This is a genomic window from Tessaracoccus yangjingae, assembly GCF_054483935.1.
The window spans coordinates 2,092,983-2,117,922 of sequence record NZ_CM137014.1 but is presented as its reverse complement, the minus strand read 5'-3'; the positions used below and the strand labels follow the sequence as shown (position 1 = coordinate 2,117,922).

The 24,940-nt window shown below is 69.1% G+C and carries 29 protein-coding genes and 1 tRNA gene; 8 read left to right on the top strand and 22 right to left on the bottom strand.

Annotated features, from left to right (window positions below):
• The first annotated feature begins 15 nt into the window (after nt 1–15).
• Nucleotides 16–1,497 carry a sodium/proline symporter PutP gene (gene putP / locus ACX1D3_RS09385; protein ID WP_458993634.1) on the top strand — a complete coding sequence of 494 codons (1,482 nt, stop codon included), beginning with the start codon at nt 16–18 and terminating at the stop codon, nt 1,495–1,497.
• Here the strand turns inward: putP and ACX1D3_RS09380 are convergent.
• From ACX1D3_RS09380 to ACX1D3_RS09335, 10 genes are all read right to left on the bottom strand, one after another.
• Complete coding sequence (locus ACX1D3_RS09380) at nt 1,394–2,755, bottom strand: MFS transporter (protein ID WP_458993633.1); 1,362 nt, start codon at nt 2,753–2,755, stop codon at nt 1,394–1,396. The two genes, putP and ACX1D3_RS09380, sit on opposite strands and share 104 nt — an antisense overlap.
• Entirely contained in the window at nt 2,752–3,309 is a 558-nt protein-coding gene (locus tag ACX1D3_RS09375) for a TetR family transcriptional regulator (protein ID WP_458993632.1), read from the bottom strand. The genes ACX1D3_RS09380 and ACX1D3_RS09375 overlap by 4 nt, the downstream gene beginning before the upstream one ends.
• Before the next feature lie 5 nt (nt 3,310–3,314).
• On the bottom strand, nt 3,315–4,385 hold the full coding sequence (locus ACX1D3_RS09370) for a GNAT family N-acetyltransferase (protein WP_458993631.1): 1,071 nt from the start codon (nt 4,383–4,385) through the stop codon (nt 3,315–3,317).
• Between the two features lie 52 nt (nt 4,386–4,437).
• Nucleotides 4,438–6,927, bottom strand: a complete 2,490-nt coding sequence (pheT, locus tag ACX1D3_RS09365; protein ID WP_458993630.1) for a phenylalanine--tRNA ligase subunit beta — start codon at nt 6,925–6,927, stop codon at nt 4,438–4,440.
• A complete protein-coding gene (pheS, locus tag ACX1D3_RS09360) occupies nt 6,924–8,033 on the bottom strand; it encodes a phenylalanine--tRNA ligase subunit alpha (RefSeq protein ID WP_458993629.1) in 1,110 nt (369 codons plus the stop codon). Before pheS ends, pheT begins: the two co-directional genes overlap by 4 nt.
• Complete coding sequence (locus ACX1D3_RS09355) at nt 8,017–8,841, bottom strand: TrmH family RNA methyltransferase (protein ID WP_458996515.1); 825 nt, start codon at nt 8,839–8,841, stop codon at nt 8,017–8,019. The genes pheS and ACX1D3_RS09355 overlap by 17 nt, the downstream gene beginning before the upstream one ends.
• 17 nt (nt 8,842–8,858) lie before the next feature.
• Entirely contained in the window at nt 8,859–9,224 is a 366-nt protein-coding gene (gene rplT / locus ACX1D3_RS09350; protein ID WP_458993628.1) for a 50S ribosomal protein L20, read from the bottom strand.
• Between the two features lie 81 nt (nt 9,225–9,305).
• On the bottom strand, nt 9,306–9,512 hold the full coding sequence (gene rpmI / locus ACX1D3_RS09345; protein WP_458993627.1) for a 50S ribosomal protein L35: 207 nt from the start codon (nt 9,510–9,512) through the stop codon (nt 9,306–9,308).
• Nucleotides 9,513–9,547: 35 nt separating this feature from the next.
• On the bottom strand, nt 9,548–10,267 hold the full coding sequence (gene infC / locus ACX1D3_RS09340; protein ID WP_458996514.1) for a translation initiation factor IF-3: 720 nt from the start codon (nt 10,265–10,267) through the stop codon (nt 9,548–9,550).
• 193 nt (nt 10,268–10,460) lie between these two features.
• On the bottom strand, nt 10,461–10,952 hold the full coding sequence (locus ACX1D3_RS09335; protein WP_458993626.1) for an SseB family protein: 492 nt from the start codon (nt 10,950–10,952) through the stop codon (nt 10,461–10,463).
• 54 nt (nt 10,953–11,006) lie between these two features.
• On the opposite strand from ACX1D3_RS09335, the gene ACX1D3_RS09330 reads away from it, so the two are divergent.
• Nucleotides 11,007–11,465: a hypothetical protein gene (locus tag ACX1D3_RS09330; protein ID WP_458993625.1), complete on the top strand. Its 459-nt coding sequence runs from the start codon at nt 11,007–11,009 to the stop codon at nt 11,463–11,465.
• Nucleotide 11,466: 1 nt separating this feature from the next.
• On the opposite strand, the gene ACX1D3_RS09325 is transcribed toward ACX1D3_RS09330, so the two are convergent.
• Genes ACX1D3_RS09325 through ACX1D3_RS09295 form a run of 7 tightly spaced genes read right to left on the bottom strand, consistent with a single transcriptional unit; the run spans nt 11,467 to nt 16,346 of the window.
• Nucleotides 11,467–11,982, bottom strand: coding sequence for a PH domain-containing protein (locus tag ACX1D3_RS09325; protein WP_458993624.1), 516 nt, complete (start codon nt 11,980–11,982; stop codon nt 11,467–11,469).
• Nucleotides 11,979–12,839 (bottom strand): ATP phosphoribosyltransferase, encoded by an 861-nt coding sequence (gene hisG, locus ACX1D3_RS09320; RefSeq protein WP_458993623.1) that lies wholly within the window; start codon nt 12,837–12,839, stop codon nt 11,979–11,981. The genes ACX1D3_RS09325 and hisG overlap by 4 nt, the downstream gene beginning before the upstream one ends.
• 14 nt (nt 12,840–12,853) lie before the next feature.
• Nucleotides 12,854–13,117, bottom strand: a complete 264-nt coding sequence (locus ACX1D3_RS09315) for a phosphoribosyl-ATP diphosphatase (RefSeq protein WP_458993622.1) — start codon at nt 13,115–13,117, stop codon at nt 12,854–12,856.
• Nucleotides 13,118–13,134: 17 nt separating this feature from the next.
• Nucleotides 13,135–14,385 (bottom strand): cysteine--1-D-myo-inosityl 2-amino-2-deoxy-alpha-D-glucopyranoside ligase, encoded by a 1,251-nt coding sequence (gene mshC, locus ACX1D3_RS09310; protein ID WP_458993621.1) that lies wholly within the window; start codon nt 14,383–14,385, stop codon nt 13,135–13,137.
• A gap of 29 nt (nt 14,386–14,414) precedes the next feature.
• Complete coding sequence (locus ACX1D3_RS09305) at nt 14,415–15,152, bottom strand: Rv2133c family protein (protein WP_458993620.1); 738 nt, start codon at nt 15,150–15,152, stop codon at nt 14,415–14,417.
• On the bottom strand, nt 15,149–15,667 hold the full coding sequence (locus ACX1D3_RS09300; RefSeq protein ID WP_458993619.1) for an Rv2134c family protein: 519 nt from the start codon (nt 15,665–15,667) through the stop codon (nt 15,149–15,151). The genes ACX1D3_RS09305 and ACX1D3_RS09300 overlap by 4 nt, the downstream gene beginning before the upstream one ends.
• A gap of 10 nt (nt 15,668–15,677) precedes the next feature.
• Nucleotides 15,678–16,346, bottom strand: a complete 669-nt coding sequence (locus ACX1D3_RS09295) for an Rv2135c family putative phosphatase (protein ID WP_458993618.1) — start codon at nt 16,344–16,346, stop codon at nt 15,678–15,680.
• Nucleotides 16,347–16,422: 76 nt separating this feature from the next.
• Between ACX1D3_RS09295 and ACX1D3_RS09290 the strand changes: the two genes are divergently transcribed.
• Nucleotides 16,423–17,247 carry an undecaprenyl-diphosphate phosphatase gene (locus ACX1D3_RS09290; RefSeq protein ID WP_458993617.1) on the top strand — a complete coding sequence of 275 codons (825 nt, stop codon included), beginning with the start codon at nt 16,423–16,425 and terminating at the stop codon, nt 17,245–17,247.
• Nucleotides 17,248–17,257: 10 nt separating this feature from the next.
• Nucleotides 17,258–18,220: an aldo/keto reductase gene (locus ACX1D3_RS09285; protein WP_458993616.1), complete on the top strand. Its 963-nt coding sequence runs from the start codon at nt 17,258–17,260 to the stop codon at nt 18,218–18,220.
• A gap of 6 nt (nt 18,221–18,226) precedes the next feature.
• Here the strand turns inward: ACX1D3_RS09285 and ACX1D3_RS09280 are convergent, their stop codons facing one another.
• Nucleotides 18,227–18,601, bottom strand: a complete 375-nt coding sequence (locus tag ACX1D3_RS09280; protein ID WP_458993615.1) for a DUF3224 domain-containing protein — start codon at nt 18,599–18,601, stop codon at nt 18,227–18,229.
• 99 nt (nt 18,602–18,700) lie between these two features.
• On the opposite strand from ACX1D3_RS09280, the gene ACX1D3_RS09275 reads away from it, so the two are divergent.
• From ACX1D3_RS09275 to ACX1D3_RS09260, 4 genes are all read left to right on the top strand, one after another.
• Nucleotides 18,701–18,785: transfer RNA gene (locus ACX1D3_RS09275), tRNA-Leu, on the top strand.
• 101 nt (nt 18,786–18,886) lie between these two features.
• On the top strand, nt 18,887–20,173 hold the full coding sequence (locus tag ACX1D3_RS09270) for a site-specific integrase (RefSeq protein WP_078919609.1): 1,287 nt from the start codon (nt 18,887–18,889) through the stop codon (nt 20,171–20,173).
• A 429-nt stretch (nt 20,174–20,602) separates the two neighbouring features.
• Nucleotides 20,603–21,133: a SigE family RNA polymerase sigma factor gene (locus ACX1D3_RS09265; protein ID WP_078919610.1), complete on the top strand. Its 531-nt coding sequence runs from the start codon at nt 20,603–20,605 to the stop codon at nt 21,131–21,133.
• The gene (locus tag ACX1D3_RS09260) at nt 21,130–22,134 is read left to right on the top strand and encodes a hypothetical protein (RefSeq protein WP_153302362.1); all 1,005 of its coding nucleotides are present in this window, start codon (nt 21,130–21,132) and stop codon (nt 22,132–22,134) included. The genes ACX1D3_RS09265 and ACX1D3_RS09260 overlap by 4 nt, the downstream gene beginning before the upstream one ends.
• Nucleotides 22,135–22,470: 336 nt before the next feature.
• Here ACX1D3_RS09260 and ACX1D3_RS09255 read toward each other — a convergent pair whose 3' ends face one another.
• From ACX1D3_RS09255 to ACX1D3_RS09240, 4 genes are all read right to left on the bottom strand, one after another.
• The gene (locus tag ACX1D3_RS09255) at nt 22,471–22,722 is read right to left on the bottom strand and encodes a hypothetical protein (protein ID WP_458993614.1); all 252 of its coding nucleotides are present in this window, start codon (nt 22,720–22,722) and stop codon (nt 22,471–22,473) included.
• Between the two features lie 399 nt (nt 22,723–23,121).
• A complete protein-coding gene (locus tag ACX1D3_RS09250; RefSeq protein ID WP_078919613.1) occupies nt 23,122–23,367 on the bottom strand; it encodes a hypothetical protein in 246 nt (81 codons plus the stop codon).
• Between the two features lie 122 nt (nt 23,368–23,489).
• The gene (locus ACX1D3_RS09245; RefSeq protein WP_197971685.1) at nt 23,490–24,173 is read right to left on the bottom strand and encodes a uridine kinase family protein; all 684 of its coding nucleotides are present in this window, start codon (nt 24,171–24,173) and stop codon (nt 23,490–23,492) included.
• Between the two features lie 382 nt (nt 24,174–24,555).
• The gene (locus ACX1D3_RS09240; RefSeq protein ID WP_153302364.1) at nt 24,556–24,903 is read right to left on the bottom strand and encodes a hypothetical protein; all 348 of its coding nucleotides are present in this window, start codon (nt 24,901–24,903) and stop codon (nt 24,556–24,558) included.
• Between the last annotated feature and the right edge of the window lie 37 nt (nt 24,904–24,940).

Sequence of the window (24,940 nt, the reverse complement as noted above, 5' to 3'; positions counted from 1 at the left end):
GTCGAGAGGACCGCCATGTCAGCCATCACCTACCAGGGCATCGCCATGGTCGTGTACTTCGCCGTGATGATCGCCATCGGGATCTGGGCCTACTACCGCACCACCGATCTGAGCGACTACATGCTTGCCGGACGAGGGCTGGGCCCAGTGGCAGCCGCGCTCTCGGCGGGAGCCTCCGACATGTCCGGCTGGCTGCTGATGGGCCTGCCGGGGGCCCTCTACGCCGCGGGCATGGTGGAGTTCTGGATCGCGATCGGACTCACCGTGGGCGCCTGGCTCAACTGGAAGTTCGTCGCCCCACGCCTCAGGGTCTACACGGAGGTGGCCGGCGACGCGATCACCATCCCCAGCTTCTTCGGCAACCGGCTGAGGGACTCCACCCAGATCCTGCGGATCACCGCCGGGGTGATCATCCTGGTCTTCTTCACCTTCTACGTGTCCAGCGGGATGGTGGCGGGCGGCAAGTTCTTCAACGCCTCCTTCGGCATGGACTACCGGTTGGGCATGGTGCTCGTCGCCGGCATCGTGGTGCTGTACACCCTCGTCGGCGGGTTCCTGGCCGTCTCCTACACCGACCTCGTCCAGGGGCTGATGATGGTGGCCGCACTGGTGGCGGTGCCGGTGGCCGGCGTCATCCACGTCGGCGGCCCGGTGGCCCTCTACGAGGCGGTCACCACCCTCGACCCGCACACCTTCGCCCTCTGGGGCGCCACGACCACGGTGCTCGGCGTGGTGTCCTCGGTGGCGTGGGGCCTGGGCTACTTCGGGCAGCCGCACATCATCGTGCGGTTCATGGCCCTGCGGACCCCTCAGGAGGCGGCACCCAGCCGTCGCATCGGGATTGGCTGGATGGCGTTGTCGTGCCTGGGTGCCGCCGGGACCGCACTGGTCGGGATCGCGGTGTACGGGCGCGACGAGCAGCGCCTCGCGGATCCGGAGACCGTGTTCATCGCGCTCGGTCAGATGCTGTTCCACCCGCTCGTCGCGGGCTTCATGCTGGCCGCCATCCTCGCCGCCATCATGTCCACGATCTCCTCGCAGCTGCTGGTCACGGCATCAGCGCTCGTGGAGGACCTCTACCGCGGGCTCGCCAGGCGGAGCCTCGACCAGCGAACCGGGGTGCTCCTCGGCCGCGCGGCGGTGCTCCTCGTCTCCGTCGTCGCGGCGGCGATGGCCTGGGAACAGAACGACACGATCCTCGCCCTCGTCGCGTTCGCCTGGGCCGGGTTCGGCGCCGCCTTCGGGCCCACGGTCCTGCTCAGCCTCTACTGGCGCCGGCTCACCGCCTGGGGCGCGCTGGCGGGCATGGTGGTGGGTGCCGTCACCGTCGGCGTGTGGGGCTCGCTCGAGGGCGGAATCCTCGACGTCTACGAAATCCTCCCCGGGTTCGTGTTCAACCTCGTGGCGGCTGTCGCGGTGTCCGTGGCGACACGGCGCCCGGATCCTCAGATCGACGCCGAGTTCGACGAACAGGTCCGGCTGCTGGCCCGGGCGTGACCTGCGGCACCAACCGCCACGCCCACGCGGCCCCCGCCCAGCACAGCGCGCCGACGACCGCTCCCGCCATCGTGATGGGCCACGCCAGGGTCACGACCGCCACGAGCCCGGGCGCCAACAGCCGGCCCGCGCCGTTGATCGTGTTCCACCTCGCGAGGTGACGCGTGCGGTGCTCCTCCGGCGAGAGATCGACCCCCAGCGTCATCACGATGCCGGCCCCGAAGCCGTTCCCGAAGGCCACGAGCGAGGCGGCCGCGACGAGCGCCCAGAAGGCAGCCGTGCGCGACGCGTCGGTGAGGGTCGCGGTGAGCCCCGCGAGAAGGAGGTACCCCGCTCCCGAGAACACGAGGCATGGGACGAGGACGGCGGTGCGGCCGTAGCGGTCCATCAGCGTCCCCGCCGGCACGAACATCGCGATCTCGACCACCGCCGCGACGGCGAACACGAGCGAGATCTCGTCGCCGCGGAGCCCGAGCATCGCCCCGAGCAGCGGAAGGATGAGCGGCCGGCAGATCCGCGACATGGTCAGCGGGACAGTCGCCAGGCCCGCGAGGACCATGGTGACCCCGGCTGTGCGGTCCGGGGCGTGGGGCGACGGCGCGACCGGAAGCCGACCTGACGCCTGCCGGACGGTGGGGCGCCGGACCGTGCGATCCCCCGGGAGCATCGTGGCCGCGACCATGATGGTGGCCAGAGCCATCGCGGCGGCGTCGACGCCGATGACCCAGCCCTCGTGACCGATCGCGATGATGCCGGCGCCGAGCAGGGGGCCGATCACCAGCCCGATGCGCATCATGCCCCCGAAGGTGCTCATCCCGCGCGCGCGTAGTTCCGGGGGCAGCACGGTGCCCAGGTAGGCCTGCCGGCCGATGATCCACACCTCGTGGGAGAGGGAGGAGATCACGAGCGCCACGACGAACCCCACCTGATGCCAGAGCGTGACGCCGGCGGTTCTGGCGTGCTCGATCAGCAGAAGCGATCCGATCTGGGTGGCTGTGACGGCGGTCCCCGTCGCGATCATGGCGCGACGCTCCCCCACCACGGTCATCAACGTGCCCAGGGGGATGGGTCCGAGCACGCCGACCACGCCCGTGATCATCGCCAGGGTCGCGGCCCCGGGGACCGAGAACCCCAGCTCCAGCGCGATCAGCGGGATCACCGGCATGGTTGCGGCCATGCCGACGGCCTGGGCCAACGTCGGCGCGTAGACGGGCCAGGCCAGGGAGCGCATGACGGCCCCCGCGCTCCGTTCGCTCATGCGCCGCGCGCACCCCCCACGCCTGACGTGAAAAGGGCAAGGCCCCAGGAGAAGTCGCGCTCGTGTGCCGCGGCGTCGAAGTGCGGCACCACCCCCAACTCGTGCATCTGCGCCTTCGTCTGCTCCTCGAGGACGTGACCCAGCACGAAGTGCAGGAGTGCCGCCATGGTCGCGGCCGGCTCGGGGGTGCCGTGGCGCTCCAGCCACTCACGCCCGGGCGCGCACGGGTCCACGGCGCCCAGCCCGAGCGCGTGCGCCGACGCGACGAGCTCCGCCGCGTCGCGGTGCGCCAGCAGCCGCTGGCGCAGACCGGACGCCCATCCCACCAGCCAGTCGTCGATCGGCGAGGCCGGCTCAGGGCTTGCGGGAGGGCCGGCGAGGATCTCATCGGCAACCGCCGCCAGCAGCGACTGCTTGTTGGGGACGTGGTAGTAGAGGGCCCCAGCCTGTACCCCGAGGGCGTCGGCCACGCGCCGCATGGAGAGGTCACCCAGCCCGTACTCGTCCAGGATCCGGAGACCGGCCTCGACGATGGACCGCCGCGTCAGCGCCACGCGCCTCAGCCCTGGTCGCTCAACTCGAACCAGCCCGACGCCGCGATCGGCACGTAACCGAGGCGTCGGTTGATGTCGAGCATGTAGGAGTTCTCGGACGCGTTGCCCGTGATGAGCCTGTGGGTCTCCGGCCAGGCGGAGCGCACCTTGGCGTGGCTGTGGGTCTTGGCGAACCAGCCGAGCCCGCGGCCCCGATGGCCGCGGATGACGAGTGTCTCCCACTGGTCCACCACCGGGCGCCCGTGTTCCCTGATCAGCCTGGTGAAGGCGACGAGGCGCCCGCTCGGGACGTGACGCACCGCGGTGTAGAAGGACTCGCACCCGCCTCTGATGATCGCCTCGTCGGCGCTGGCCACCCGCTCCTCGTCGACGACCTCGGCCTCGAGGGCCGCGTCGCCCTTGGGGACGTCCGTGCTCATCGCGACCATCAGGTCCGCGACGTCGCCGCGCCAGTGCTGCGGAGTCGACCCCAGCCACTGGACGACGTCGTAGTCGTCTGAGGTGGCCGCCCGAGCCGCGGCAGCGTCCGCGTCCAGCCGCGACTGGGCGGGCAACGTCAGACCCGAGACCGTCTCGACCTGCACCAGCCTGAATCCCCGCCCGAGCAGGAATGCGGCGCCCGCTGAATCGGGATCGATCGAGCCGTCCCCCTCGGCGGCTGACAGGGTCCTGGTCCCCGACGGAGTGGCCGGCTCCCATGTCCAGGCCTGGAATGTGGTGCGCCCGTCTGCCCGCGCCTCCTCCAGCGCACGCTCCAGGAGTGCCGAAGCGATCCCGCGGCGGCGATGGGTCTCCGCCACCGCGATGCTGAGGAACGCCAGGTGACGGTTGTCGATCCTGGGCAGTTCCATGAACGCGACCGCGACGGCCTCCGAGGAGTCGTAGGCCACGAACGGCACATGGGTGGAGTACTCGGGACGGGTGCCCTCAGCCCAACGGCGCAGTGCCGAGTGGCTGAGGTCGTCGTTGCCGAAGAGGCCCTGGACCACGCCGGTCCAGAGCTTCTCGTCGAGGTCGAAGACCCAGAAGTCCGCGTCCTCTGGTCCCGCTGGGTAGTCGAGGCGGGTGATGTTCACCCCCGCAGCCTACTGGCCAGCCGGGTCCCCGCCTACGACTGCATCCCTGTGGTCAGGCCCTCTGCACGGCTCCGAAGCGCTCGACGGCAACGGCCACCGCTGCCTGGCGGGCGCCGGCGGCCTCTGCGTCGGTCAGCGTGCGGTCCGCCCTGAACCTGAGCGCGAACGCCAGCGACTTCTTGCCTTCGCCCACCTGGTCACCGGTGTACACGTCGAACAGCGCGATCGATTCCAGCAGGTCGCCGGCTCCCTCCGCCAGCGCCTCCTCCACCTCGGCGGCCGGGACGTCGCGGTCAACGATCAACGCGACGTCCTCCTTGGCGAGGGGGAACGACGAGAGTGAGCTGATGGTCCCCCCGGGGACGGCCTGGGACAGCAGGAGGTCGAGATTGAACTCCACGGCGGCCACCCGCTCCGGCAGGCGCAGTGACGAGACCACCGCGGGGTGCACCTCACCCGCATAGCCGAGCACGATGCCGTTCACCGACAGTTCGGCGCATCGCCCCGGATGCCACGGGGCCATCTCGACGTTGCGCCGGGTGAGTCGCACCCCGACGGCGGCGGCCGCCGCCTCCGCCAACGCGGCGACATGTGTCCAGTCAGCGGCGACGGCGGGGCCGGCCCACCCCGCGGCTCGCCAGTTGCCCGCGACCACGGCCGCCACCGTGTGCGGTTGGGCAGGAATCGACGCGTCGATCTCCGCCACCTCCTGGTCAGAGGGGCGATGCGCGACGCCCGGGCGGGGCGCGGCGCCCTCGCCCCCGTCGAAGAAGGCCTTCCCCTGCTCGACCAGCGCAAGGTCCGTCAGGCTGCGCGAGGTGTTGCGGGCGACCGCGGCGAACAGGCCGGGAAGCAGCGTGGTCCGGAGGAAGGGGTGCGTCTCCGAGAGCGGGTTCGCCAGCCGGATCAGCCGACGGCGGGGATCGTCACCGTCGACCCGCAGCTGGTCCAGTTCCTCCGACGAGGCGAACGGCAGGGACATCACCTCGGTGAAGCCCAGCGCGGCCACCGCTCGGAGCGCGGCCCGCCTGTCGCGGACACGCGGGGACAGGCCGCGGCTCACTGGCGGAACCGGCACCTTCAGCCCGATCCGGTCGTAGCCGATGTGCCGGCCCACCTCCTCGACCACGTCGTAGGGGTCGACGAGGTCCGCTCGCCAACTCGGGACCTCGATGGTGAGCGAGTCGCCCAGCGCGGTGACCGTCGCACCCGCGGCGGTCAGCAGCTTGACGCTCTCCTCCTGGTCGACGCGGGTTCCCAGCACGGTGGGGATCAGGCCGGCACGCAGCGAGACCTTGTGCGGGACCGGCGTCGATCCGACGACGGTCTCGGCCGTCACGGCTCCCCCGCCGTGGGTCGTGAGGAGCCGCGCCGCGCGGCGGGCGGCGGCGTAGGGAACCTGCGGATCCACCCCTCGCTCGAACCGCTTGGACGCCTCCGACGGCAGCCCGTGCCTGCGGAACGTCCGCGACACCGACGCGGGGTTGAAGTGGGCTGCCTCGAGCACGATCCGGACGGTCGTCGAGGAGACCTCGGTGGCCTCGCCGCCCATCACGCCGGCCAGCCCGATCGGACCGCTGTCGTCGGTGATCAGCAGGTCGTCGGTGTCCAGCTCCCGGTCCTGTCCGTCGAGCGTGCGGAGACGCTCGCCGGCGCGCGCCGCCCGGACCCTGATGGGGCCCTGCAGCGTGTCCGCGTCGTAGGCGTGGAGGGGTTGCCCGGACTCCAGCATGACGTAGTTGGTCACGTCGACGGCCAGGGAGATGGACCTCACCCCGCAGGCCCGCAGCCGGTCCGCCATCCAGGACGGGGTGGGGGCCGCGGGATCGATTCCGTCGATGGTGAGGGCTACGAAGGCGGGGCACCGCTGATCCTCGAGCACCACGGGATGGCCCCCGTCCGTGGCTGCGGGGAGGTGGTGACGGTACGGGTCCTCGAATGAGACGGCGTTGGCGATGGCCGCCTCCCTGGCGAGACCGCGCATCGACAGGCAGTAGCTGAGGTCGGGGGTGACCTCGAGGTCCAGCACCTGGTCGGCCGTCCACAGCAGGTCTACCGCGGAGTCTCCGGGTTCGCCCGCGCCCGCCGGCAGGACGATGATCCCGTCGTGGTCCTCGCCGAGACCCAGTTCGAGCTGCGAGCAGATCATGCCGTCGGAGATGTGGCCGTAGGTCTTGCGAGCCGCGATGTGGAAGTCCCCGGGGAGGACGGTCCCCGGGAGAGCCACCACCACGAGGTCGCCCTCGGAGAAGTTGTGCGCCCCGCAGACGATGCCACGGCTGGCGGGGAACTCCTCGGTGGCCTCGTCGTTGTGCGAGCCGACGTCCACCCGGCAGTACCGGATGGTCTTGCCGTTCTTCTGCGGCTCGTCGACCGAGGTCAGCACCCGCCCGACGGTCAGCGGCCCGGTGACGGGCGACTCGGTGGACTCGATGTGCTCGACGGTCAGTCCGACGGCGGTGAGCTGCTCCGCCAGCCGTGCGGTGGTGACGGATGCGGGGAGCGTGACCAGGTCACGCAGCCAGGAGACGGGGGCCTTCATCGGGCTCCTCCCAGGATGGAACGGCTGAAGCGGATGTCACCCTCGACGAAGTCGCGGAGGTCTGGGGCGCCGGTGCGGAACATGACGGTGCGGTCCACGCCCATCCCGAACGCGAACCCGGAGTACACGTCGGTGTCGATACCGCAGGCCGCGAGGACCCTCGGGTTGACGACGCCGCAGCCGCCCCACTCGATCCACCCCTCGGAACGGCAGGTGCGGCAGGGGCGGTCGAGATTGCCCACGGACTCGCCGTGGCAGACGAAGCATTGGAGGTCCACCTCGGCGCTCGGCTCGGTGAAGGGGAAGTAGTGGGGCCTCATCCGCGTCTCCACGTCTCCGAACATGGCGCGTGCCAGGTGGTCGAGGGTGCCGCGCAGGTCCGCCATCGAGATGCCCTTGTCGACGACCAGGCCCTCGAGCTGGTGGAAGACAGGAAGGTGGGTGGCGTCGTAATCATCCGCCCGGAAGACCTTGCCGGGGCTGATCACATAGAGCGGAACCCCCCGCTCGAGCAGAGCACGCACCTGGACCGGGGAGGTCTGGGTGCGCAGCAGCTTGCCCGCGGACGGAGGGTCGATCCAGAGGGTGTCCTGCAGGGCCCGCGCCGGATGGTCAGGGGCGAGGTTGAGCGCGTCGAAGTTGTACCACTCCGCCTCCAGCTCGGGGCCGTCGGCCACCTCCCATCCCATGCCGACGAACACGTCGATCATCTCGTCGATGAGGGCGGTGACCGGGTGCTGGGCGCCCCGCGGGGACAGCTCGACGGGGAGGCTCATGTCCACCCGCTCGGCGACGAGGGCCGCCTCGAGCTCTGCGGCGGCGAGCGCCTCCTGACGCTCCGCGACGGCCTTCGCGACGGCGCCGCGGGCCTGCCCGACGCGCTGGCCGGCCTCCTTGCGGGCCTGCGGCGGCAGGGCGCCGATCTCGCGGTTGGCCAGCGCCAGCGGCGAGGTGTCCCCCGCGTGGTCGAGGCGGGCCTGCTTCAGTTCCGCCGTGGTGGAGGCGGCCGCCACCGCCGCGAGCGCGGCCTCGACGGACGCGGCGATGGCGTCCGCGTCGAGCGCCGCCACCTGCTTCGGATCAAAGTTGTCATTGGGCCCGGACATGGTCGGGTCCTCCTTCACCGGTTCGACGTTGCGCTGACGCGGTGGCGTAGAGGCACACCGCTGCCGCGCTGGAGAGGTTGAGGCTCTCCGCCTGCCCCCACATTGGCACGGCGACCACCTCGTCCGCCAGCCGGGCGTCCTCGTCCGGCAGCCCCCATGCCTCGTTGCCCATGATCCAGGCGACAGGGCCGCTGAGCTCGCCGGCAGCGGCCTTCAGGTCCAGGGGGTCCCCATCGCCGTCGGCCGCGAGCACCTTCATACCGAGCCGCTTGACCCGATCGACGGCGTCCGCGAGAGGCACACCCGTCAGGATGGGCATGTGGAACAGGCTGCCGACGGTCGAGCGGACCGTCTTGGGGTTGTAGATCTCGACGCTGCCGGACGTCAGGATGACGGCATCCGCGCCGAACGCGTCCGCGCACCGGATGACGGTGCCCGCGTTGCCCGGATCCCTGACCTGGGCGCAGATCACCACGAGGCGGGCGCCGTCGAGCGCGTCCCATCCGAAGTCCAGCTGCCGGCACACAGCCACGATGCCCTGCGGGGTCACGGTGTCGCTGAGTTGGCGCATCTCATGCTCGGCGGCGCGCCAGACCGGCACCCGTAGCCCGCTCAGGAGGTCTGCGTGCCTGGCCGGGTCGTCGACGATGATCTCCTCGACGACCGTGCCGGCGGCGATCGCCTCGCGTACCGCCTGCCGGCCCTCGACCAGGAACTTGCCCGCCAGCTCCCGACCGCGGCGTTGGGTGAGACGACGAACCGAACGCAGCACCGGGGCGGGGAGGCCGGGGGCGGCGTTCGGTTCCATCGTCACGGGGACGGCCTTCAGGCTGCGGCGGGCTGGTTGTCCTTGGCGACCGCGACCAGGGCGTTGAAGGTGGCGGTGTCGTTGACAGCGAGCTCGGCGAGGATCTTGCGGTCGACCTCGACGCCGGCGTTCTTCAGACCGTTGATGAAGCGGTTGTAGGTCATGCCCTCGGCGCGGACAGCGGCGTTGATGCGCTGGATCCAGAGGCTGCGGAAGTCGCCCTTCTTGGCGCGACGGTCGCGGTAGGAGTAGGTGGCCGAGTGCAGCAGCTGCTCCTTGGCCTTGCGGTACAGGCGCGAGCGCTGGCCACGGTAACCGGAGGCGAGCTCCAGGACTTCACGGCGCTTCTTGTGCGCATTCACAGAACGCTTCACGCGTGCCATGTCGGTTCTCCTTGAATGTGGTCGGCCTCGCCGACGGGTGGTCTGGGTGGGGATGGCGGCAGGGCCGCCGGGCGGTGTGGCTCAGCGGCCCTTGTGCTTGCCGAGCAGCTTGCGCATCTTCTTGGCGTCGGGCGCCGAGACGGTCTCGGGGCTGCCGAGGCGACGGGTGCGCGTCGACGACTTGTGCTCGTTGAGGTGGCCGAGGTTCGCCTGGCGACGCAGGAGCTTCCCCGTCCCGGTGGTCTTGAACCGCTTCTTCGCGCCGGAGTGCGACTTCATCTTCGGCATATCAAATGCTCGCTTTCTTTATGTGATCGACCTCGTCAGAGGTCGATGTCGGGGTCCATGTTGTCTGCGGGTCCGCGCCGCTTCTTCGGCGCCGGCGCCGAAGTGGCGTGGGCACGCATCTCGGCCTCCGCCTGGCGCTCCTGCTCGGCGTGCTCACGCCGCTCGGCCATGCGACGGTCGCGGTCTGCGGCCAGCTCGACCTTCGCTTCGGTCTTCTTCTTCGTGGGGCCGAGGACCATGATCATGTTGCGGCCGTCCTGCTTCGGCGAGGACTCGACGTAGCCGAACTCGATCACGTCGCCGGCAAGGCGCTTGAGCAGTTCCATGCCCAACTCCGGGCGCGACTGCTCGCGTCCACGGAACATGATGGTGATCTTGACCTTGTCACCGGCCTTGAGGAACCGGACGACGTGGCCCTTCTTGGTCTCGTAGTCGTGCGAGTCGATCTTGAGCCGGAGCTTCATCTCCTTGGTGCTCACGTTCGACTGGTTGCGCCGGGCGTCGCGTTCCTTCTGAGCGGCCTCGAACTTGAACTTGCCGTAGTCCATCAGCTTGGCAACGGGCGGCCGGGCCATCGGCGCCACTTCGACAAGATCCAGATCGTTCTCCGCCGCGAGACGCAAGGCGTCCTCGACGCGCACGATGCCTACCTGCTCGCCTTTGGGGCCGACGAGCCGGACTTCGGGTACTCGGATGCGATCATTGATCCGCGGTTCAGTGCTGATGGGTCCTCCAGTGTGAGATGTGTCTGTCATGCCGGCAACACAAAGGCCCCCGCACATGCGGAGGCCACTGTAGCCGGGCATACGGAAGACCGTCCGCCTCAGGCGACCCGGCCGCCTGGGGCGGCGCGGGTGGGAGTGACTCCACTTTGCGCGGCAGCATGAGCCGCCGGATAACTCGCAGGAGTCTACGCCGGTGCCAGAGCTTTCACCAAAAGCACCCCGGTCATTCGGCGCGGACCCAGGCGAACGACCCGTCCCCGAGCTGGGTGAGCGCGTTCCCGTCGGCCATGCGCGCCACCGCGTCCTCCCCGATGACGAAGGGCACCGGACCGGCCACGTCCAGGAGGAGTTGCGTGGCGCCTGCCGGCCCCACCGTCGCGCACAGTTCGTCGAGCAGGCACGGCACGGGGCGGGCATCAGCCTGCCACGCGCGCAGTGAGTCGTAGCCGGTGAAGGCCAGGAGGTAGGTGCCCGACGCGTCACTGAGGGTGACCGCGGCCATCTCCGCGTGCCTGTCCGGGTCGTGGTGGCCCGTGTCGTCGCCGCTGGCGACCATGGGCAGCAGCAGCCGGCCCGCGCAGAGCGCGACGAGCGCACGCGCGTATCCCACCTGCTCAACCGCACCGGCGATCGCCGCGCGCACCGCCGGGTCCGGCGAGCCGTCGTCCCCCTTGAAGCGGGCGCTGGGCTGGGCGAGGGAGCGCGGTTCGGGCATGGGCCGAGCCTATCTGTCCCCAGGGGAGACGAGGCGTTGTGCCAGACTGGGGGCATGCCTGTGACACTGCTGATGACCATCGGGTTGACCATCGTGATCCTCGCCGTGGCGGCGGGATTGACGGCGCGCTCGCACCGCGCCCGCCCTGCGGTGATGGGCGTGGGCCTGGCCCTCCTCCCGGTGGGGCTGTACCTCACCGGCATCACCCAACTGGTGGCCGACGGCGTCCGCGCGCTGATCGACTGGTTCATGCGCACCCCCTGGACGGTCGTGACCAGTTGGGGCCTCGGCCTCTTCGTCGGCGGGGTGCTGCTCATCGTGGTGGCGGCATTCCTGCCGAAGACCCGCAGTGTCGCGGCTCCGGGCAGCCCGGCATCCAAGCCGCCCGCCCAGGGACGCCCCCAGGTGGCTCAGCCGGCGGCCAAGCCGGCACCCGCCAAGCCCGCGGCGAAGGGCGTGGATCCCGAGGACGCCGAGATCGAGGCGCTGCTCCGCAAGCGCGGCATCATGTGACTCATTCCTCCGGGCGCGGCACTCCGAGGTCGTCCAGGTGGCTCGGATCGACGTCGCGGCTCGTCGCGCCCTGCTCGACGAGCCATCGTCGCAACTCCACCACCTTGCGCTGAGCGGCCTCACCCTCGAGGAACTGGATGGCCAGCACGGGCCGGCGCCGAAGCTCCGTCTCGCCCTTGATGAGCAGCGAGGACCAGGCATCGCCCGGGCGCAGCCGGACCCCGGCCACCTCGTCGATGCGGTAGCGGTGCAGGAACGGGCCGTTGCGAACCGTCACCCCGTCCTCGTTGGCCCAGAGCCGCGAGTACCCCAGCGACAGCATGATCGCCACCATCACCAGGACGAAGAAGAGCAGGGTCCCCGCCTGGGGCCAGGTGACCCGGTCCCTGACGTCCTTACCCAGCGCCCACCAGAAGAACAGCGACGACGCCATCAGGACGATCGAGAGAACCACCCCGGTCATCAGCGCCGGAGGGCTCGTGTAGGAGAGCCGCTCGGGGCGCGACGCGCCGGTCACAGCCTGCAGGCCGCAAGCTCGGTCAGCAGAATGCCGCGAGCCCCGGCCTCGTAGAGGCGGTCCATCAGGAGGTGGGCGCCCTCGCGCGGGACGAGCACCCGCACTGCGCACCACCCGTCCTTGGCGAGCGCGGAGACGGTGGGCCCCTCGACGCCCGGTGCGAGCGCCGTGGTGTCGGCCAGGTTCTCCTGGGCCACGTTGTAGTCCATCATCAGGTAGTTCTGGGCCACCAGCACCGAGTTCAGCCGCGTCTCGAGGCCCGCGACCCCCGGAGGCAGGGCGCCGTCCGTGCGCCGGATGAGGATGGCCTCGGAGGAGCAGATCGAGTCCCCGAACAACTCGAGGCCGGCCCGCTTCAGCGTGGTTCCGGTGTCCACGACATCGGCGACGACGTCGGCGACACCGAGCCGGATGGCCGACTCGACGGCGCCGTCGAGCTTGACCATCTCCGCCTGGATGCCGAGCTCGTCGAGGTAGGCCTGGAGCAGGCCCGGGTACGAAGTGGCCACGCGCTTGCCTGCGACATCCGACACGGAGAGGTCCCCGCCGCCGGGAGCGGCGAACCGGAACCGCGAACCGCCGAAGCCGAGCGCCATCATCTCCGTGGCGGCGGCCCCAGAGTCCAGCAGCATGTCGCGGCCGGTGATGCCCACGTCCAGGTGGCCGCGACCGATGTAGACGGCGATGTCGCGGGGGCGCAGGTAGTAGAACTCGACGCCGTGGTCCGCGTCGATCAGGGTGAGGTCCTTGGCGTCGGTGCGCTGGCGGTAGCCGGCGGCGCGCAGCATGGCGGCCGCCGGTTCGGCCAGGGCGCCCTTGTTGGGGACGGCGATGCGCAGGAGGCGGTCAGTGCTCACGAATAATGCCTTCGTCAGAGGTAGCGGTAGATGTCTTCGAGGTCCAGATCGAGCGCCAGCATCAGCACCTGGAGGTGGTAGAGCAGCTGGCTGATCTCCTCGGCGGCCTGTTCCTTCGACTCGTACTCGGCGGCCATCCACACCTCGGCGGCCTCCTCGACGATCTTCTTGCCGATCCCGTGCACACCGGCATCCAGCCGGGCCACGGTGCCGGAGCCCTCCGGACGTGTGCTGGCGGTCTCGGACAACTGCTCGAAGAGCTGGTCGAAGGACTTCACGGGGCGCAGCCTACCGCCTACAGCCGGATGCCCAGCAGCGCGTCGATCGCGGTGGTCATCTCCGCGACCGCCTCGGTGTCGTCGCCCTCGATGGCGAGGCTGCCGGCCACCCAGGTGTCCACCGCGTCCAGCGCGGCCGGGGTGTCGAGATCCGTGCGCAGCGCCCGGCGCATCGCGGCGATCGTCTCGCCGGCCGGCAGCGCGGCGGGGTTGTTGAGCACCCCGCGCCAGCGCTGGAGGCGCGCGGTCGCGGCATCGAGCTGGTCCCGGGTCCACTCCCAATCGCTGCGGTAGTGGTGGTTGAGCAGCGCGAGCCGGATCGCCATGGGGTCGGCGCCGCTGTGGCGCAGCCGGCTGACGAGCTCGAGGTTGCCCTTCGACTTGCTCATCTTCTCGCCGTCGAGGCCCACCATGCCCGAATGCACGAACGCCTCGGCCATGGGCTCCCCGGACGCCGCGATGGACTCGGCGGCGCACATCTCGTGATGGGGGAACACAAGGTCCGAGCCTCCGCCCTGCACATCGAAGTTGGCCCCGAGGAAACGCAACGAGATCGCGGTGCACTCGATGTGCCAGCCCGGCCGTCCGGCGCCGAGCGACGACGCCCAACTGGGCTCCTCCGGGCGCGCGAACCGCCACACCAGGCAGTCGAGCGGGTGGCGCTTTCCGGGGCGGTCCGGATCCCCGCCGTTCTCCCGGAAGAGCTCGATCATCCGCGCCTCGTCGAGGTTGCTGACCCCGCCGAAGCCCTGCGCTGCCACCGTGTTGAAGTACCAGTCGGGGTGCTCCTCGTCGTCGACCTGATAGACCAACCCGCTGGGGAGAAGCTGTTCGATGAGCTCGATGACGCAGGAGATGGACTCCACGGCGCCGATGTAGTTGTCCGGGGGGATGACCCGGAGGTCCTGCATGTCGCTGCGGAAGAGTTCGATCTGGTCCTCGGCCAGCTCCTCCCACTCCTGGCCTGTGGCCGCGGCCCGCTCGAGGAGGGGGTCGTCCACGTCGGTGACGTTCTGGGTGTAGTCGACGGCGACGCCGAGGTCCCGCCACACCCGGTTGGCCATGTCGAACGCGACATAGGTGTTGGCGTGGCCGAGGTGGGTGGCGTCGTAGGGCGTGATCCCGCACACGTACATCCGTGCCGCGCCCTCGATCGGGCCGACCGGCACCAGGCTTCTGGTGGCGGTGTCGAAGAGGCTCAGACGGTCGGGAACGTCGCCCTGTGACTCGGGGAGACTGGGGACGGTGACGGGTGCCCACGCATACATGGGCCCAAACCTACCGCGTTGGTTGAGAGCTAAAGCGGTGGCCAGGGGATGCCCGGCCGCAGGCCGCTCGGCTCCGGGAGGCAACCGGCGGCCAGCAGCGCGTCGGCGCGCGCGACGAGGGCCTCCCACTCCTCGTCGGCCAGCCCGGGCGCGAGGGGTGCCGTCATGGCCGCCACTTCCGCGGCCAGGGCGCGCTCGGCCTCGTCGAGCGGATCCCCCGCCCAGCCCCACAGGACAGTGCGCAGCTTGTCGTCGGTGTGCATGCTCACGCCGTGGTCCACCCCCGCGAGCCGGTCACCACGGTCGATCAGGTGCCCAGCCTTCCGATCGGCGTTGTTGAGCAGGGCGTCGAACAGCGCCACCCTACGGAGCAGGGGGTGATCGCGATGGGCCAGGACGACGGGTTGGTCGTCCTGCGTCACGGCGCTGAGGATGGGCAGCCAGGCCTCGGTGATCTCCTCGGGCCGGAGCAGGTCGATCAGCCCGGTCGGCTCCCCCTCGACCCATGCCTGGGCGGAGCCCTCCCCCAGCGGCCCGTCCACCCAGAGGGTGAGCGGGACGAGGTCCAACCCCAACGCGTTCGACAGGGCGTAGGCCGCCACCTCTCGCCGGCCCAGGGTGCCGTCGGGGAAGTCCCACAGGGGCGCCTCCCCCGCCACGGGCTTGTACACCCATCGGCCGCCGGCTTCGTCGAGACCCAGGAACGTGCCGTTCGACGCGCCGACGAGGCGGCCGATGAGGCGCAGTTCGCCCTGGGGGCCGGTCATGTGAACAGGGGTCCCCGGTAGCCATTGGCGCGGGGGCAGATGTGGCCGGCCGGGTCCAGCGGCTGGGCGCAGGCCGGACAGGCGGGCCTTCCGGAGGCGACGACCTGCTCGGCCCGGACGGAGAAGTCCCGCGCCATGGGCGGGGTCATGAGGACCTGGAGCAGGGAGGTCTCCCCTTCGTCGTCCACCTCGTCGGAGAAGAGCTCCAGCACCAGCCGGCCGCGCTCCTGATCCCAGGCCAGCCCGATCGCCGCGGCTCGGAAGGCCACTGTGACCGGCGCGTCGAGTGGACCCATGTCCGCCGGGGTGCGCCGCTCGGGGACGTCGTGCCCAAGCTCGGCCAGACGGTCCAGGACCTCCCCCACGCGCATGCCGAGGAGTTGAGCCTGCTGCTTCTCAAGCGCGACGGCCGCCAACCGGCTGCCCTGGGCCACCTGGATGAGGAACAGGCGGTGGCCGGGCTCCCCGATGGTGCCGACGACGCATCGGTCGGGGCGCTCGAACTCCAGCAGCATGCCGTCCAGCCTAACCCTGGTCCACGGACCCGGGGGCGACGTCGCCGCCCCCGACCACCGGAGGCGCGGAGGAGCTGAGCAGGGCGGGGAGGTCCGAACCCGCGTTGACGCACAGCACCATGGGGCGGCCACCGGCGTAGTCCACCACGCTCAAACCTGCGGGGCCGACGTGGAGGCGCTGGAAGTCGTCGAGGGCCATCCCGAAAGCGTGGGCGAGGATGGCCTTGATGGGGTCGCCATGGGAGAAGACCACGACCGTCTCACCGGCCCGGTGCCCGGCTGCCAGGGTGGTCACGGCCTCCACTGTGCGCTCGAACATCTCGACCATCGACTCCCCTCCCGGGAACGCAACGGACGACGGGGTGGACTGGATTTCGGCCCAGAGGCTCTCCTCCCGCAGGGTGGACAGCGATGCGCCCGTCCACACGCCGTAGTCGCACTCGCTGAGACCCTCGAGCACCGCGGCGTCCGGGTAGCCGGCGAGGAGCGCCGTCTCGCGGCAGCGCTCGATGGGCGAGGTGTAGGCGGCGGCGATGGCGGCACCCGCCAGCAGATCCCTGATGTCGCGGGCCTGGCGACGCCCCACCTCGTCGAGCCTGACCCCCGGCATCCGGCCGGCCAGCACGCCCTCGGCGTTGGCAGTGGATCTCGCGTGCCGGATCAGGACCACCTTCGTCATACGTGCCAGCGTAGTCGTCGCCAGATCGGCGCCCGGCGGTACAGTGTCGCCCGGCGTCGACGAAGGGGACTGTGACGTGAACTGGTTCGAAGCGATCGTGTTGGGCATCGTGCAGGGGCTGACGGAGTTCCTGCCCATCTCGTCGAGCGCCCACGTCTCGATCATCGGACAGCTGCTGTTCGACGGCCGCGACCCCGGTGCCGCCTTCACTGCAGTCACCCAGCTGGGCACCGAGACCGCGGTGCTGGTCTACTTCCGCAAGGACATCTGGAGGATCATCACCTCCTGGGTGGGCAGCCTGCGCGGCACCGTCGACCGCTCCGATCCGGACGCCCGGATGGGTTGGCTGGTGATCATCGGCTCGGTCCCCATCGTCGTGTTGGGGCTGCTCTTCCAGGACGCGATCGACACGTCGCTGCGGAACCTGTGGATCACCGTGGCGATGCTGGCGGGTGTCGCGATCTTCCTCGCTGTGGCGGACCGCATGGCCGCAGACAACACCCGGGAACTCAAGCAGCTGACGTGGCGCGACGGGGTGCTCTTCGGCCTGTTCCAGGCCGCGGCCCTCATCCCCGGCGTGTCCCGCTCCGGCGCCACCATCTCCGGCGGACTGTTCATGGGCTACACCCGCGAGGCCGCCACCCGCTACGCCTTCCTGCTGGCCATCCCCGCGGTCTTCGGCTCCGGCCTCTACAAGCTCAAGGACATCGGCGGGGAGCAGGCCACCGCCTGGGGGCCGACGATCGCCGCGACGGTGCTGGCCTTCTTGATCGGCTACGCGGTGATCGCCTGGCTGCTGCGCTACATCTCCACGCACGACTTCCGCATCTTCGTCCTGTACCGGCTGATCCTCGCCGCCGTCGTAGCCGTGCTGATCCTCACCGGCGTGCTGTCCGCGTAGGGTCAGGCACATGCAACTGCGGCCCCTCGGCGCTTCCGGCCTCCACGTGTCGCGGCTCGGCCTGGGGACCATGGCCTGGGGCCGCGACGTGGAGTGGCCCGCCGCCAGGGACCTCATCGCGGACTTCGTCGACGGCGGCGGCAACCTCGTGGACACGGCCCCGGCCTACGGCGCGGGCGTCGCCGAGAGGATGATCGGCAAGGCTCTCGCCACGGGAGTGCCCCGGGAGTCTCTCGTGATCGCCACCAAGGCCGGTTTCGTCATCCGCGACGGCAAGCGGGTCATCGACACCTCGCGCGGCGCCCTCCTCAGCGACCTCGAGCAGTCGCTGCGCCGCCTCAAGACCGACCACGTGGACCTGTGGCAGGTCCACGCCTGGGGCGATGCCCCCCTGGAGGAGACCCTGTCCGCGCTGGACTCCGCGGTGAGCCGCGGCATGGCCCGCTACGTCGGCGTCTCGAACTTCGTGGGGTGGCAGACCGCGACGGCGGCCACCTGGCAGCAGGCGGACCGCGGGAGAACTCCGCTGTCCAGTGTCCAGGTGGAGTACTCGCTCCTCGCCAGGCGCGCGGAGGTCGAGGTGGTGGGAGCGGCGCAGCATCACCGCATGGGGGTGCTGGCCTGGTCCGGCCTCGGCCGCGGCGCGCTCACCGGCAAATACCGCGACGGGCGTCTCCCCCGGGATTCGCGGGCAGCCTCGGACCACTTCGGATGGTTCCTCGAGCCGTATCTGCAGCCCAGGTCCGCGGCCATCGTCGACGCGGTGGCGCACGCCGCGCAGGGGCTGGGGCTCACCCCGGCACAGGTGGCCCTGATGTGGGTCCGCGACGCCCCCCAGGTGGCTTCGGCACTCGTCGGCCCCCGGACCTCGGACCAGCTGGCCGAACTGCTCGACGCCGAGGGGAAGGAGCTCGTGGCACCCATCGTGGCCGCCCTGGACGACATCTCCGGCGGGACCAACGCCTACCGCTGAGACCGCTCAGCTGATGTCGAACGCGATGTGATGCACCCCGTCGGGATCGATCTCCAGCGTCAGCGTCCCGGTCACGCCCTCCAGCTCGCCCGTGCCCGACCCGGGCACCAGCTCGTAGCGCACCTCCTGCTCGCCACCACGCATGGTGCCGAACTGCTGGAAGGCGACGCTGCCGGTGCGTGAGCCGATCCGTCCCTCGAAGACCTCCAGGGCGACGTATCCAGCGGTCCCGTCGGCGGGCTCGCCGGCCGACAGCATGACCCCACGGCTGGCGCCGACGGCCCCACCCTCCCAGACCTTGGCGAACTCGAAACGTCGAGTCTCCGGCAGCAGCGCCTCCTCGGGCGTGATAGCGATCTCGAACGTGGCGTTGACCATCATGGCGTCCTCCTCGGGTGCCCCCAGCCTAGGGTGATTTGCGCAGACCCGGTGGACGCCTGCTAGAGTTCCTTGTCGCTCCCCCTTTGGGGGACACCACCTGTCCGGGTGGCGGAATAGGTAGACGCGCTAGCTTGAGGTGCTAGTGCCCGTAAAGGGCGTGGAGGTTCAAGTCCTCTCTCGGACACAAGTTGGAACCCCCAGTCAAATCGGCGAAAGCCGTACTGACTGGGGGTTCTGTCTTTTCTCCGTCTCGCCACGCTCCGCCAGCGTGCACCACTCTGTAGCATGTTCATCGCACGTTCATCGCACGAGATCGCACGACGGGGGCATGCCATGAGGTTCGGCTACATTCGCCAGTTGCCCAGCGGCAGGTACCAGGCGAGCTATCAGGCCCCGGACGGTTCGCGCCATAACGCCCCCGCGACATACACGCACAAGGCCGACGCCCAGGCCTGGATCACCGCCGAGCGTCGCCTCATCGAGTACGGCACGTGGACCAGCCCCAAGGCGCGAGCCGAGGCTGTCGAAGCGGCTGCCCGAGCCGAAGCTGAACGTCAAGCGGCTGAGGCATTGGCCGCCGAAGCGCTCGCGAGCGTCCCGACGGTCAGTCAATGGCTTGAGCAGTGCATCACCGAGCGACAGACGCGGACCAGGCGTCCGATCAAGCAGACCACCGCAGACAACTACCGCAAGCTGGCACGCCTGAACGTCGACGGCACCGAGCTCGGCGACATGCGCGTCACGGACGTGAGGCGGTCCGACGTGCACGCGTGGCGCTGGAGCGGGCCTCCCAGCAAGACCCGCACACAAGGGGGCAAAGCCTACGAGCTCCTCGTCTCTGCCTTTGACGATGCCGTAGTGGCGGAGCTCATCGACGCAACACCCTGCACCTTGCGAGGAGCTGGCGCTCCTGACCGCGCCCGCGAGCCCGAGTCGCTGTCCCTGCACGAGGTCGACCGCTTCCTCGCCGCAGTTGAGGAACCCTGGGCGAGAGCCGCCCTGACCATCCAAGTGACTTGCGGGCTCCGGATCGGCGAGGTCCTGGCGCTGCGGTCGAAAGACCTCGACCTCCAGGCAGAAACCGTCACGGTCGCTGGGACAGTGGCGAAGGTCGGGGAACTAGGGATGAGGACTCGAGTCGTTCAACACCCAAAGACCCGGGCATCGATGCGCACCATCTCGCTCCTCCCCGACACCGTCGCCGAGCTGAAGGTCTGGCGCCAGTCCAGAGGAACATTGCGGGCAGATGCCCTGCTCTTTTGCGATGCGTTCGGCAAGCCACTCAATGACGACGTGCTCCGCCGCATCCATAAAAGGGCCGCAGAGGTGATCGGGCGTCGCGAGCTGAAGGATCACGACCTCAGGGCCACCGCGGCAACTTTGGCCGCATCCGCGGGCGCATCGGTGCGCGAGATCCAGGCGATGCTCGGGCACACGACGCCGACCATGGCGCTGAGCTACCAGACGGCCACAAGGGAACGAGACGCCGAGCGCGCACGCAAGATGTCAGCCCAACGCACGAGTGCACGCCGTGAGGCCACCATGACCTCCAAGGCCCCGACCGATACCTGACCCAGATGGTGCGGACGCAGTTTCATGGCCGGGTAACCGGATCTGCCGATCTGCGGATGGTGCAGAATCTCGACACCGAGTGCGCGAGCGGCAGACGCCAAGGTTGTTGGGACAGCTCGCGCGGGCCAGTTGAGGTTGTTATCTGTCCACGCAGCAGACCCGGCTGTTGAAGACGGAGCAATGCCTGCGAGCTATCGCTTTGGTGTACCAAGAGCATGACGCAAGCAACATCGACTTGCCCTCCTGTGCACTCTTTTGACTTGGCTTCTGCCTCCACATCCGCGAAGGCGCTGAGGGCCGGCATAGGCCGGTCGCCGCGGCGTGGCGACGTGACTCCGATTGATCGGCGGTAGCCCACTGACCACGCGTGGCGTGCGCTGAACGCGTTCGCGTGCAACCCTTCGGTGTCATGAAAGCGTCTAGGTAAGCATGCAGGCAGACAATGGGCCCCCTTCGAGTGATGCCGCCGCACGTTTCGACGCGTATGTCACTGAACGCGGCGGCGAGCTCTGGCGTTCCGCATGGTTGCTGACTGGGGATGTCCACCATGCTGAGGATCTGGTTCAGGCCGCCTTGCTCCGCACGTATGGCCGGTTTGCGGCCTTCGACAGCGAACGGCATTTCGAGGCTTATGTGCGGACCACGCTCTTCCGCACGTTCGTCTCCTGGCGGCGGCGGCGCCACTGGCGCAGTGAGATGCCCAGCGCGCTTGAACCGGACACTGTTGCCGACGTCGGCGACGACCCCCCGATGCAGGCGTCGGACCTCCGCCGGGCGCTGTTCAGCCTGCCACGCTCTCAGCGAGCGGTACTGGTCCTGCGCTACTTCGAAGACATGACGGTGATCGAGGTGGGGGAACTCCTCCAGATGCCCACGTCCACCGTCAAATCCCACGCACGTCGGGGCCTCGTGGCCCTCCGGCGGTCACCACACCTACTGGAACAGGACATGCACTCATGACCAGAGACAACCTTGCCGATGAGCTGGACGGGCTGGTGCCAACGCCGCCCGAGGCGTCGGGGTGGGGCCCGAAGGTGCGAACGGAGCACCGTCGTCGTCGCGTGCGGACATCCGGTGTCGTAGCGGGCGCGGCTGCGGTAGCAGTGGTCGGCGTAGGAATGCTCCTCCTCAATGTCCCTCAGCCGACGATCCTGGCCACCCCCGCCGAGTCCACCACTGAACCGGCCGAAGCGACGCCGACCTCAGAGCCGTCGGTCACCGCCTGCGCTGACCGCGTGGAGTGGAAGCAGACGGTAGCAGTGCTACCTGATGTCACCGGCGCGTTCTTCTGTGTCTCGGAGAACCCCGGCGGCACCTCGTTTGTGCAGGTGGCCTTCTCAAGTGACCTGACTGTCGACATTGTGTCAGAGCTGCAGATGAATGCCTTTCTTCTCGGACTGCTACCAGGCATCTCGGCCACGAACGCGCATGGCCTCGCGTTGCGCACTGCTGCTGGGGATGTCCGTTCACTCGTCGGCTCGGCCGAAGACGGCAGGTTCAACTGGTACGAGCCGACGGGCGAGGGACTGATGGAGTGGCGACCGAGCCCCGAGCTGCTCGAACGGATGCGGTCCGAGATCGTCGCCACGGGCCACTGCGTCCGGCCGCCGCGACAGACCACCGCAGATGTCCAGGTGCATGTCTATTCCGCGGGCGGCGACGATACGGCCGTTGCCGCCGCCGCGGCGCATTTGCGACAAGCAGGCTTCGCGGTAACGGTGACCGGCGAGAAGGCGCTTAAGAGCCTCGGTGGCCCAATCATCCTTCGCGGCAGCAATCAGTACCGGGAGATAGAACTGGTGGGCACTTGGTTTGGTGGTGGTGGCGGCGAGCTGAGCCGGAACGACGCCATCGTCGACGTCCTGGTCACCGAGGAATTCACCGCCGATGCACTGCACCAAGGACAACCCGATCAACCAATCGGAGACATCACCTGCTCTCCCACAAGCGACGACGAGTAAAGTCATCGATGGAGGGGGTACAGGCCTTGAGGTCGTGGTACGAGAATCGGCGCCAATGGCTCAGTGAGCTCGGCCAACGTGCCCGATGGTCATGCCAGTTGTTGAATTCTGTCCAAGCTCTCGTTCAAGGCCAGGTCATCAGAAGAGAGTGTTCTCCAGTCGGAGGCTTCCTCTCAACGGTTGGTCCGCGAGACGCGAGTACGCCGCTCTAGTGAGGACAAGATTCCTTGGTGCAGAGTCTCGGCGGCGTCCTCTAATCTGCTCGTAACGCACTCATCTGCCGCGGACCTGGCGGTCGAGGCGGCACAGCGCAAGCCTTCTAGCTGGGGCGGGCACTCACGCGGGCACCAGGAATCCGCTCAGCGCCTCCGACCACTGACCGTCTGAAGTAGGCACCATGCCAACCCACGCGACGGTAAGTCCGGAGCTGACAACCAGGTGCCCAACGGCGGCCGATCGGCACATGACGGCCCACTTCGGGAAGGCATTGCCTGATGAACCGTGCAGGGTGATGGCCAGGAAGGCTTGATCGCAGTACAGGTCGACGCCCGTTTCCTGCGGCACTACAGGAGCCCAGAGCATGATCACGAAGACCGTGAGCGCGAGGAGGGCTCCTGCCAGGGCGAGTCGCCACCGCCGTAGGCCTAGGCCAACGCGCGGCAGGGACACCATGCCAGCCACTGTGGAGGCGATGACCAGCGTGGGGAGCAGCAGCTGAGCGACTATCGCAAGGCCGGGTGATGTCTCTGCATACTCAGACATGGTTGTGCTCGCGCCCGGTCCTCTCGATGGGGTCTGTTCAGCCGATGCCTTCGACCTGATAGTGATCGACTCTCCCACGGAGGTGGGTCAAGTCGGCGGCGGCCGCATCAGCCTCGCCTCCGAAGTGCCTGGCGCTGGGATGCGGGATCCGCCGGGCCATTCATTCCAGCGACGCGCCGAAAGCGCCGCCCACCAACATCCGGTCATGCCGCGACCAGGGGCTTTCTACTGCTCATTGGGGTCGCTGCCCTGAAGTCGGACAAGGCCCAGACCGTCGACCGGCGCGCAGACGTAGAGCACGTAGGTTCTGCCGCGGCGCTCAGCCTCTCCCCACTCGAGAATCGCGGAGACGTCGGCTCCGGTGATCTCGAGTTCCTCTGCCGCCCCGTGGGCATCGTGGAAGATGACGCGGTAGCTGGGATGGGTGACCTCCCACGTCTGGTCCCGGGGGTCAACGGAGCGCACGAGCATAGACACAGCCTGCCGGACGCGAAGTCCGACGGCTACCTGCTTGCTCCCCAGACACTCGGATCTGCCGCACTGAGCGTGGCCGCACGCTACTGTCGCGTTGGCAGATGCGGGGGCACCTACCATCAGAGCCACGGGTTGTTCGAAGGTGCAGGCGCTACGGCGAACTGCCCCTCATCGAGGTCGATGGTTGGGGAACCGGCAACCACCAGGCAGGCCCGCTCCCACGGACGTTGCTCGGCAAGAAACCGCACTTCATGTGCCATCCACTCGTGCCAGAACGCGATCGTCTGCTCGCGATCACCGTTCACACCCTCGGCCATGTCGCGAGCGATCCCCCGCCGCTCGGCCTCCTGAAAGTCCGACTGCACCCAGATCGAGGCATCAACGAAGTGCTCGAACTCGCGTTGGCTTGCGCCGACGCCCTCGATGACGACCAAGTCCGCCTCCGCGGCAACCTCGATCACGCCTTCGCGTCCATGCAGCCCCCACGCCGGCGGCTGAAACCGCACACCCTCCCCACGGTGCAGTGTCACCAGGATCTCGTCGCGCAGCAGATGCCCCCAGGCGAAGAACGGCTCATGCCAGGCCAGGTCATCCGTGTGGACGACCGCAGAACGGGCGACGGCCCGCTTCAGCTCAGCAGCCAGCGTCGACTTACCTGAGGCTCCCCTGCCGTCCACGGCAACGATCTGCGGCCGACCCAGCGGCTGCCCGGCCACCTGTAAAACGTGATTGACCAGCTCGGCAGTGTCGAGGGCCCGCCAAGGCCCCGCAGCGGGTTCACCCTCGAGCAAGGTCATGGTCATGACCCCATTCTGCTGCCGACAGCAGCCATGCTCGCTCATGCCGCAGAGTGCGCTTGTGGGTCAGGTCTACTGGGAGTCGGCGGGTCACCGCGCAGAGTCGCTACCAAGGACTCCGATCGAGGACACGGTCACGCCGGCCGAAGCCCACCATCGCATGACCCGGGGAAGAACAGAAGCGCTCAACGACGACCACCGAGGAGCAGGGTGTCGATCTCGTTCAGGTCGACCAGAACGCGGAAGCCGTTCTTGAACCGCGTGAGTTTGCCCTCCGCCATCCGGCGCTCAAGCGACCGACGGGAACTCCTGCAGTACTCAACAGCCTCCGGCAAAGTCGCGTACCGAGGATGGAGCTTCGTCGTGGTCTGTGGACGGACCATGCTGCTCACCCCTCCCCCGCGTTGCCAGCATCCATGACCAGGGGTACCGCTGGGCGTGCCAATCCCGTGCCGTCAAGGCCCGCCCGAAGCAGACGGTTGACCTCGCGGATGTCCAGCCCGCACAGGGCAGCAGCCTCACTGACTGGCAAGGCCTCGACGACGGTGAGCGCATTTACGGCGCGTCCGATCCGTCTCGCGCAGTCAGCGACGACTCGTTCTCGTTCGAGAATGGCTGCGGTGGCCTCAAGAACCTGCTCACTGATCCTTGCTTCTCGGGCGGCCAGGACCTCCCGGCGACGGACGAGCTGATCCTGCGCCCTGAGGCGGGCCTTCTGGCGAATGCTGCGTGACATACCTTCTACTCCCCTCCCACTCCTCCTACCACCCATA

Coding starts and splice junctions, on each gene's coding strand:
- putP (WP_458993634.1), top strand. CDS start 16: ATGTCAGCCATCACCTACCAGGGCATCGCCATGGTCGTGTACTTCGCC.
- ACX1D3_RS09380 (WP_458993633.1), bottom strand. CDS start 2,755: ATGAGCGAACGGAGCGCGGGGGCCGTCATGCGCTCCCTGGCCTGGCCC.
- pheT (WP_458993630.1), bottom strand. CDS start 6,927: ATGAAGGCCCCCGTCTCCTGGCTGCGTGACCTGGTCACGCTCCCCGCA.
- pheS (WP_458993629.1), bottom strand. CDS start 8,033: ATGTCCGGGCCCAATGACAACTTTGATCCGAAGCAGGTGGCGGCGCTC.
- ACX1D3_RS09355 (WP_458996515.1), bottom strand. CDS start 8,841: ATGGAACCGAACGCCGCCCCCGGCCTCCCCGCCCCGGTGCTGCGTTCG.
- rplT (WP_458993628.1), bottom strand. CDS start 9,224: ATGGCACGCGTGAAGCGTTCTGTGAATGCGCACAAGAAGCGCCGTGAA.
- rpmI (WP_458993627.1), bottom strand. CDS start 9,512: ATGCCGAAGATGAAGTCGCACTCCGGCGCGAAGAAGCGGTTCAAGACC.
- infC (WP_458996514.1), bottom strand. CDS start 10,267: ATGACAGACACATCTCACACTGGAGGACCCATCAGCACTGAACCGCGG.
- ACX1D3_RS09335 (WP_458993626.1), bottom strand. CDS start 10,952: ATGCCCGAACCGCGCTCCCTCGCCCAGCCCAGCGCCCGCTTCAAGGGG.
- ACX1D3_RS09330 (WP_458993625.1), top strand. CDS start 11,007: ATGCCTGTGACACTGCTGATGACCATCGGGTTGACCATCGTGATCCTC.
- mshC (WP_458993621.1), bottom strand. CDS start 14,385: ATGTATGCGTGGGCACCCGTCACCGTCCCCAGTCTCCCCGAGTCACAG.
- ACX1D3_RS09305 (WP_458993620.1), bottom strand. CDS start 15,152: ATGACCGGCCCCCAGGGCGAACTGCGCCTCATCGGCCGCCTCGTCGGC.
- ACX1D3_RS09300 (WP_458993619.1), bottom strand. CDS start 15,667: ATGCTGCTGGAGTTCGAGCGCCCCGACCGATGCGTCGTCGGCACCATC.
- ACX1D3_RS09295 (WP_458993618.1), bottom strand. CDS start 16,346: ATGACGAAGGTGGTCCTGATCCGGCACGCGAGATCCACTGCCAACGCC.
- ACX1D3_RS09285 (WP_458993616.1), top strand. CDS start 17,258: ATGCAACTGCGGCCCCTCGGCGCTTCCGGCCTCCACGTGTCGCGGCTC.
- ACX1D3_RS09280 (WP_458993615.1), bottom strand. CDS start 18,601: ATGATGGTCAACGCCACGTTCGAGATCGCTATCACGCCCGAGGAGGCG.
- ACX1D3_RS09270 (WP_078919609.1), top strand. CDS start 18,887: ATGTTCATCGCACGTTCATCGCACGAGATCGCACGACGGGGGCATGCC.
- ACX1D3_RS09265 (WP_078919610.1), top strand. CDS start 20,603: ATGCAGGCAGACAATGGGCCCCCTTCGAGTGATGCCGCCGCACGTTTC.
- ACX1D3_RS09260 (WP_153302362.1), top strand. CDS start 21,130: ATGACCAGAGACAACCTTGCCGATGAGCTGGACGGGCTGGTGCCAACG.
- ACX1D3_RS09250 (WP_078919613.1), bottom strand. CDS start 23,367: ATGCTCGTGCGCTCCGTTGACCCCCGGGACCAGACGTGGGAGGTCACC.
- ACX1D3_RS09245 (WP_197971685.1), bottom strand. CDS start 24,173: ATGACCATGACCTTGCTCGAGGGTGAACCCGCTGCGGGGCCTTGGCGG.
- ACX1D3_RS09240 (WP_153302364.1), bottom strand. CDS start 24,903: ATGTCACGCAGCATTCGCCAGAAGGCCCGCCTCAGGGCGCAGGATCAG.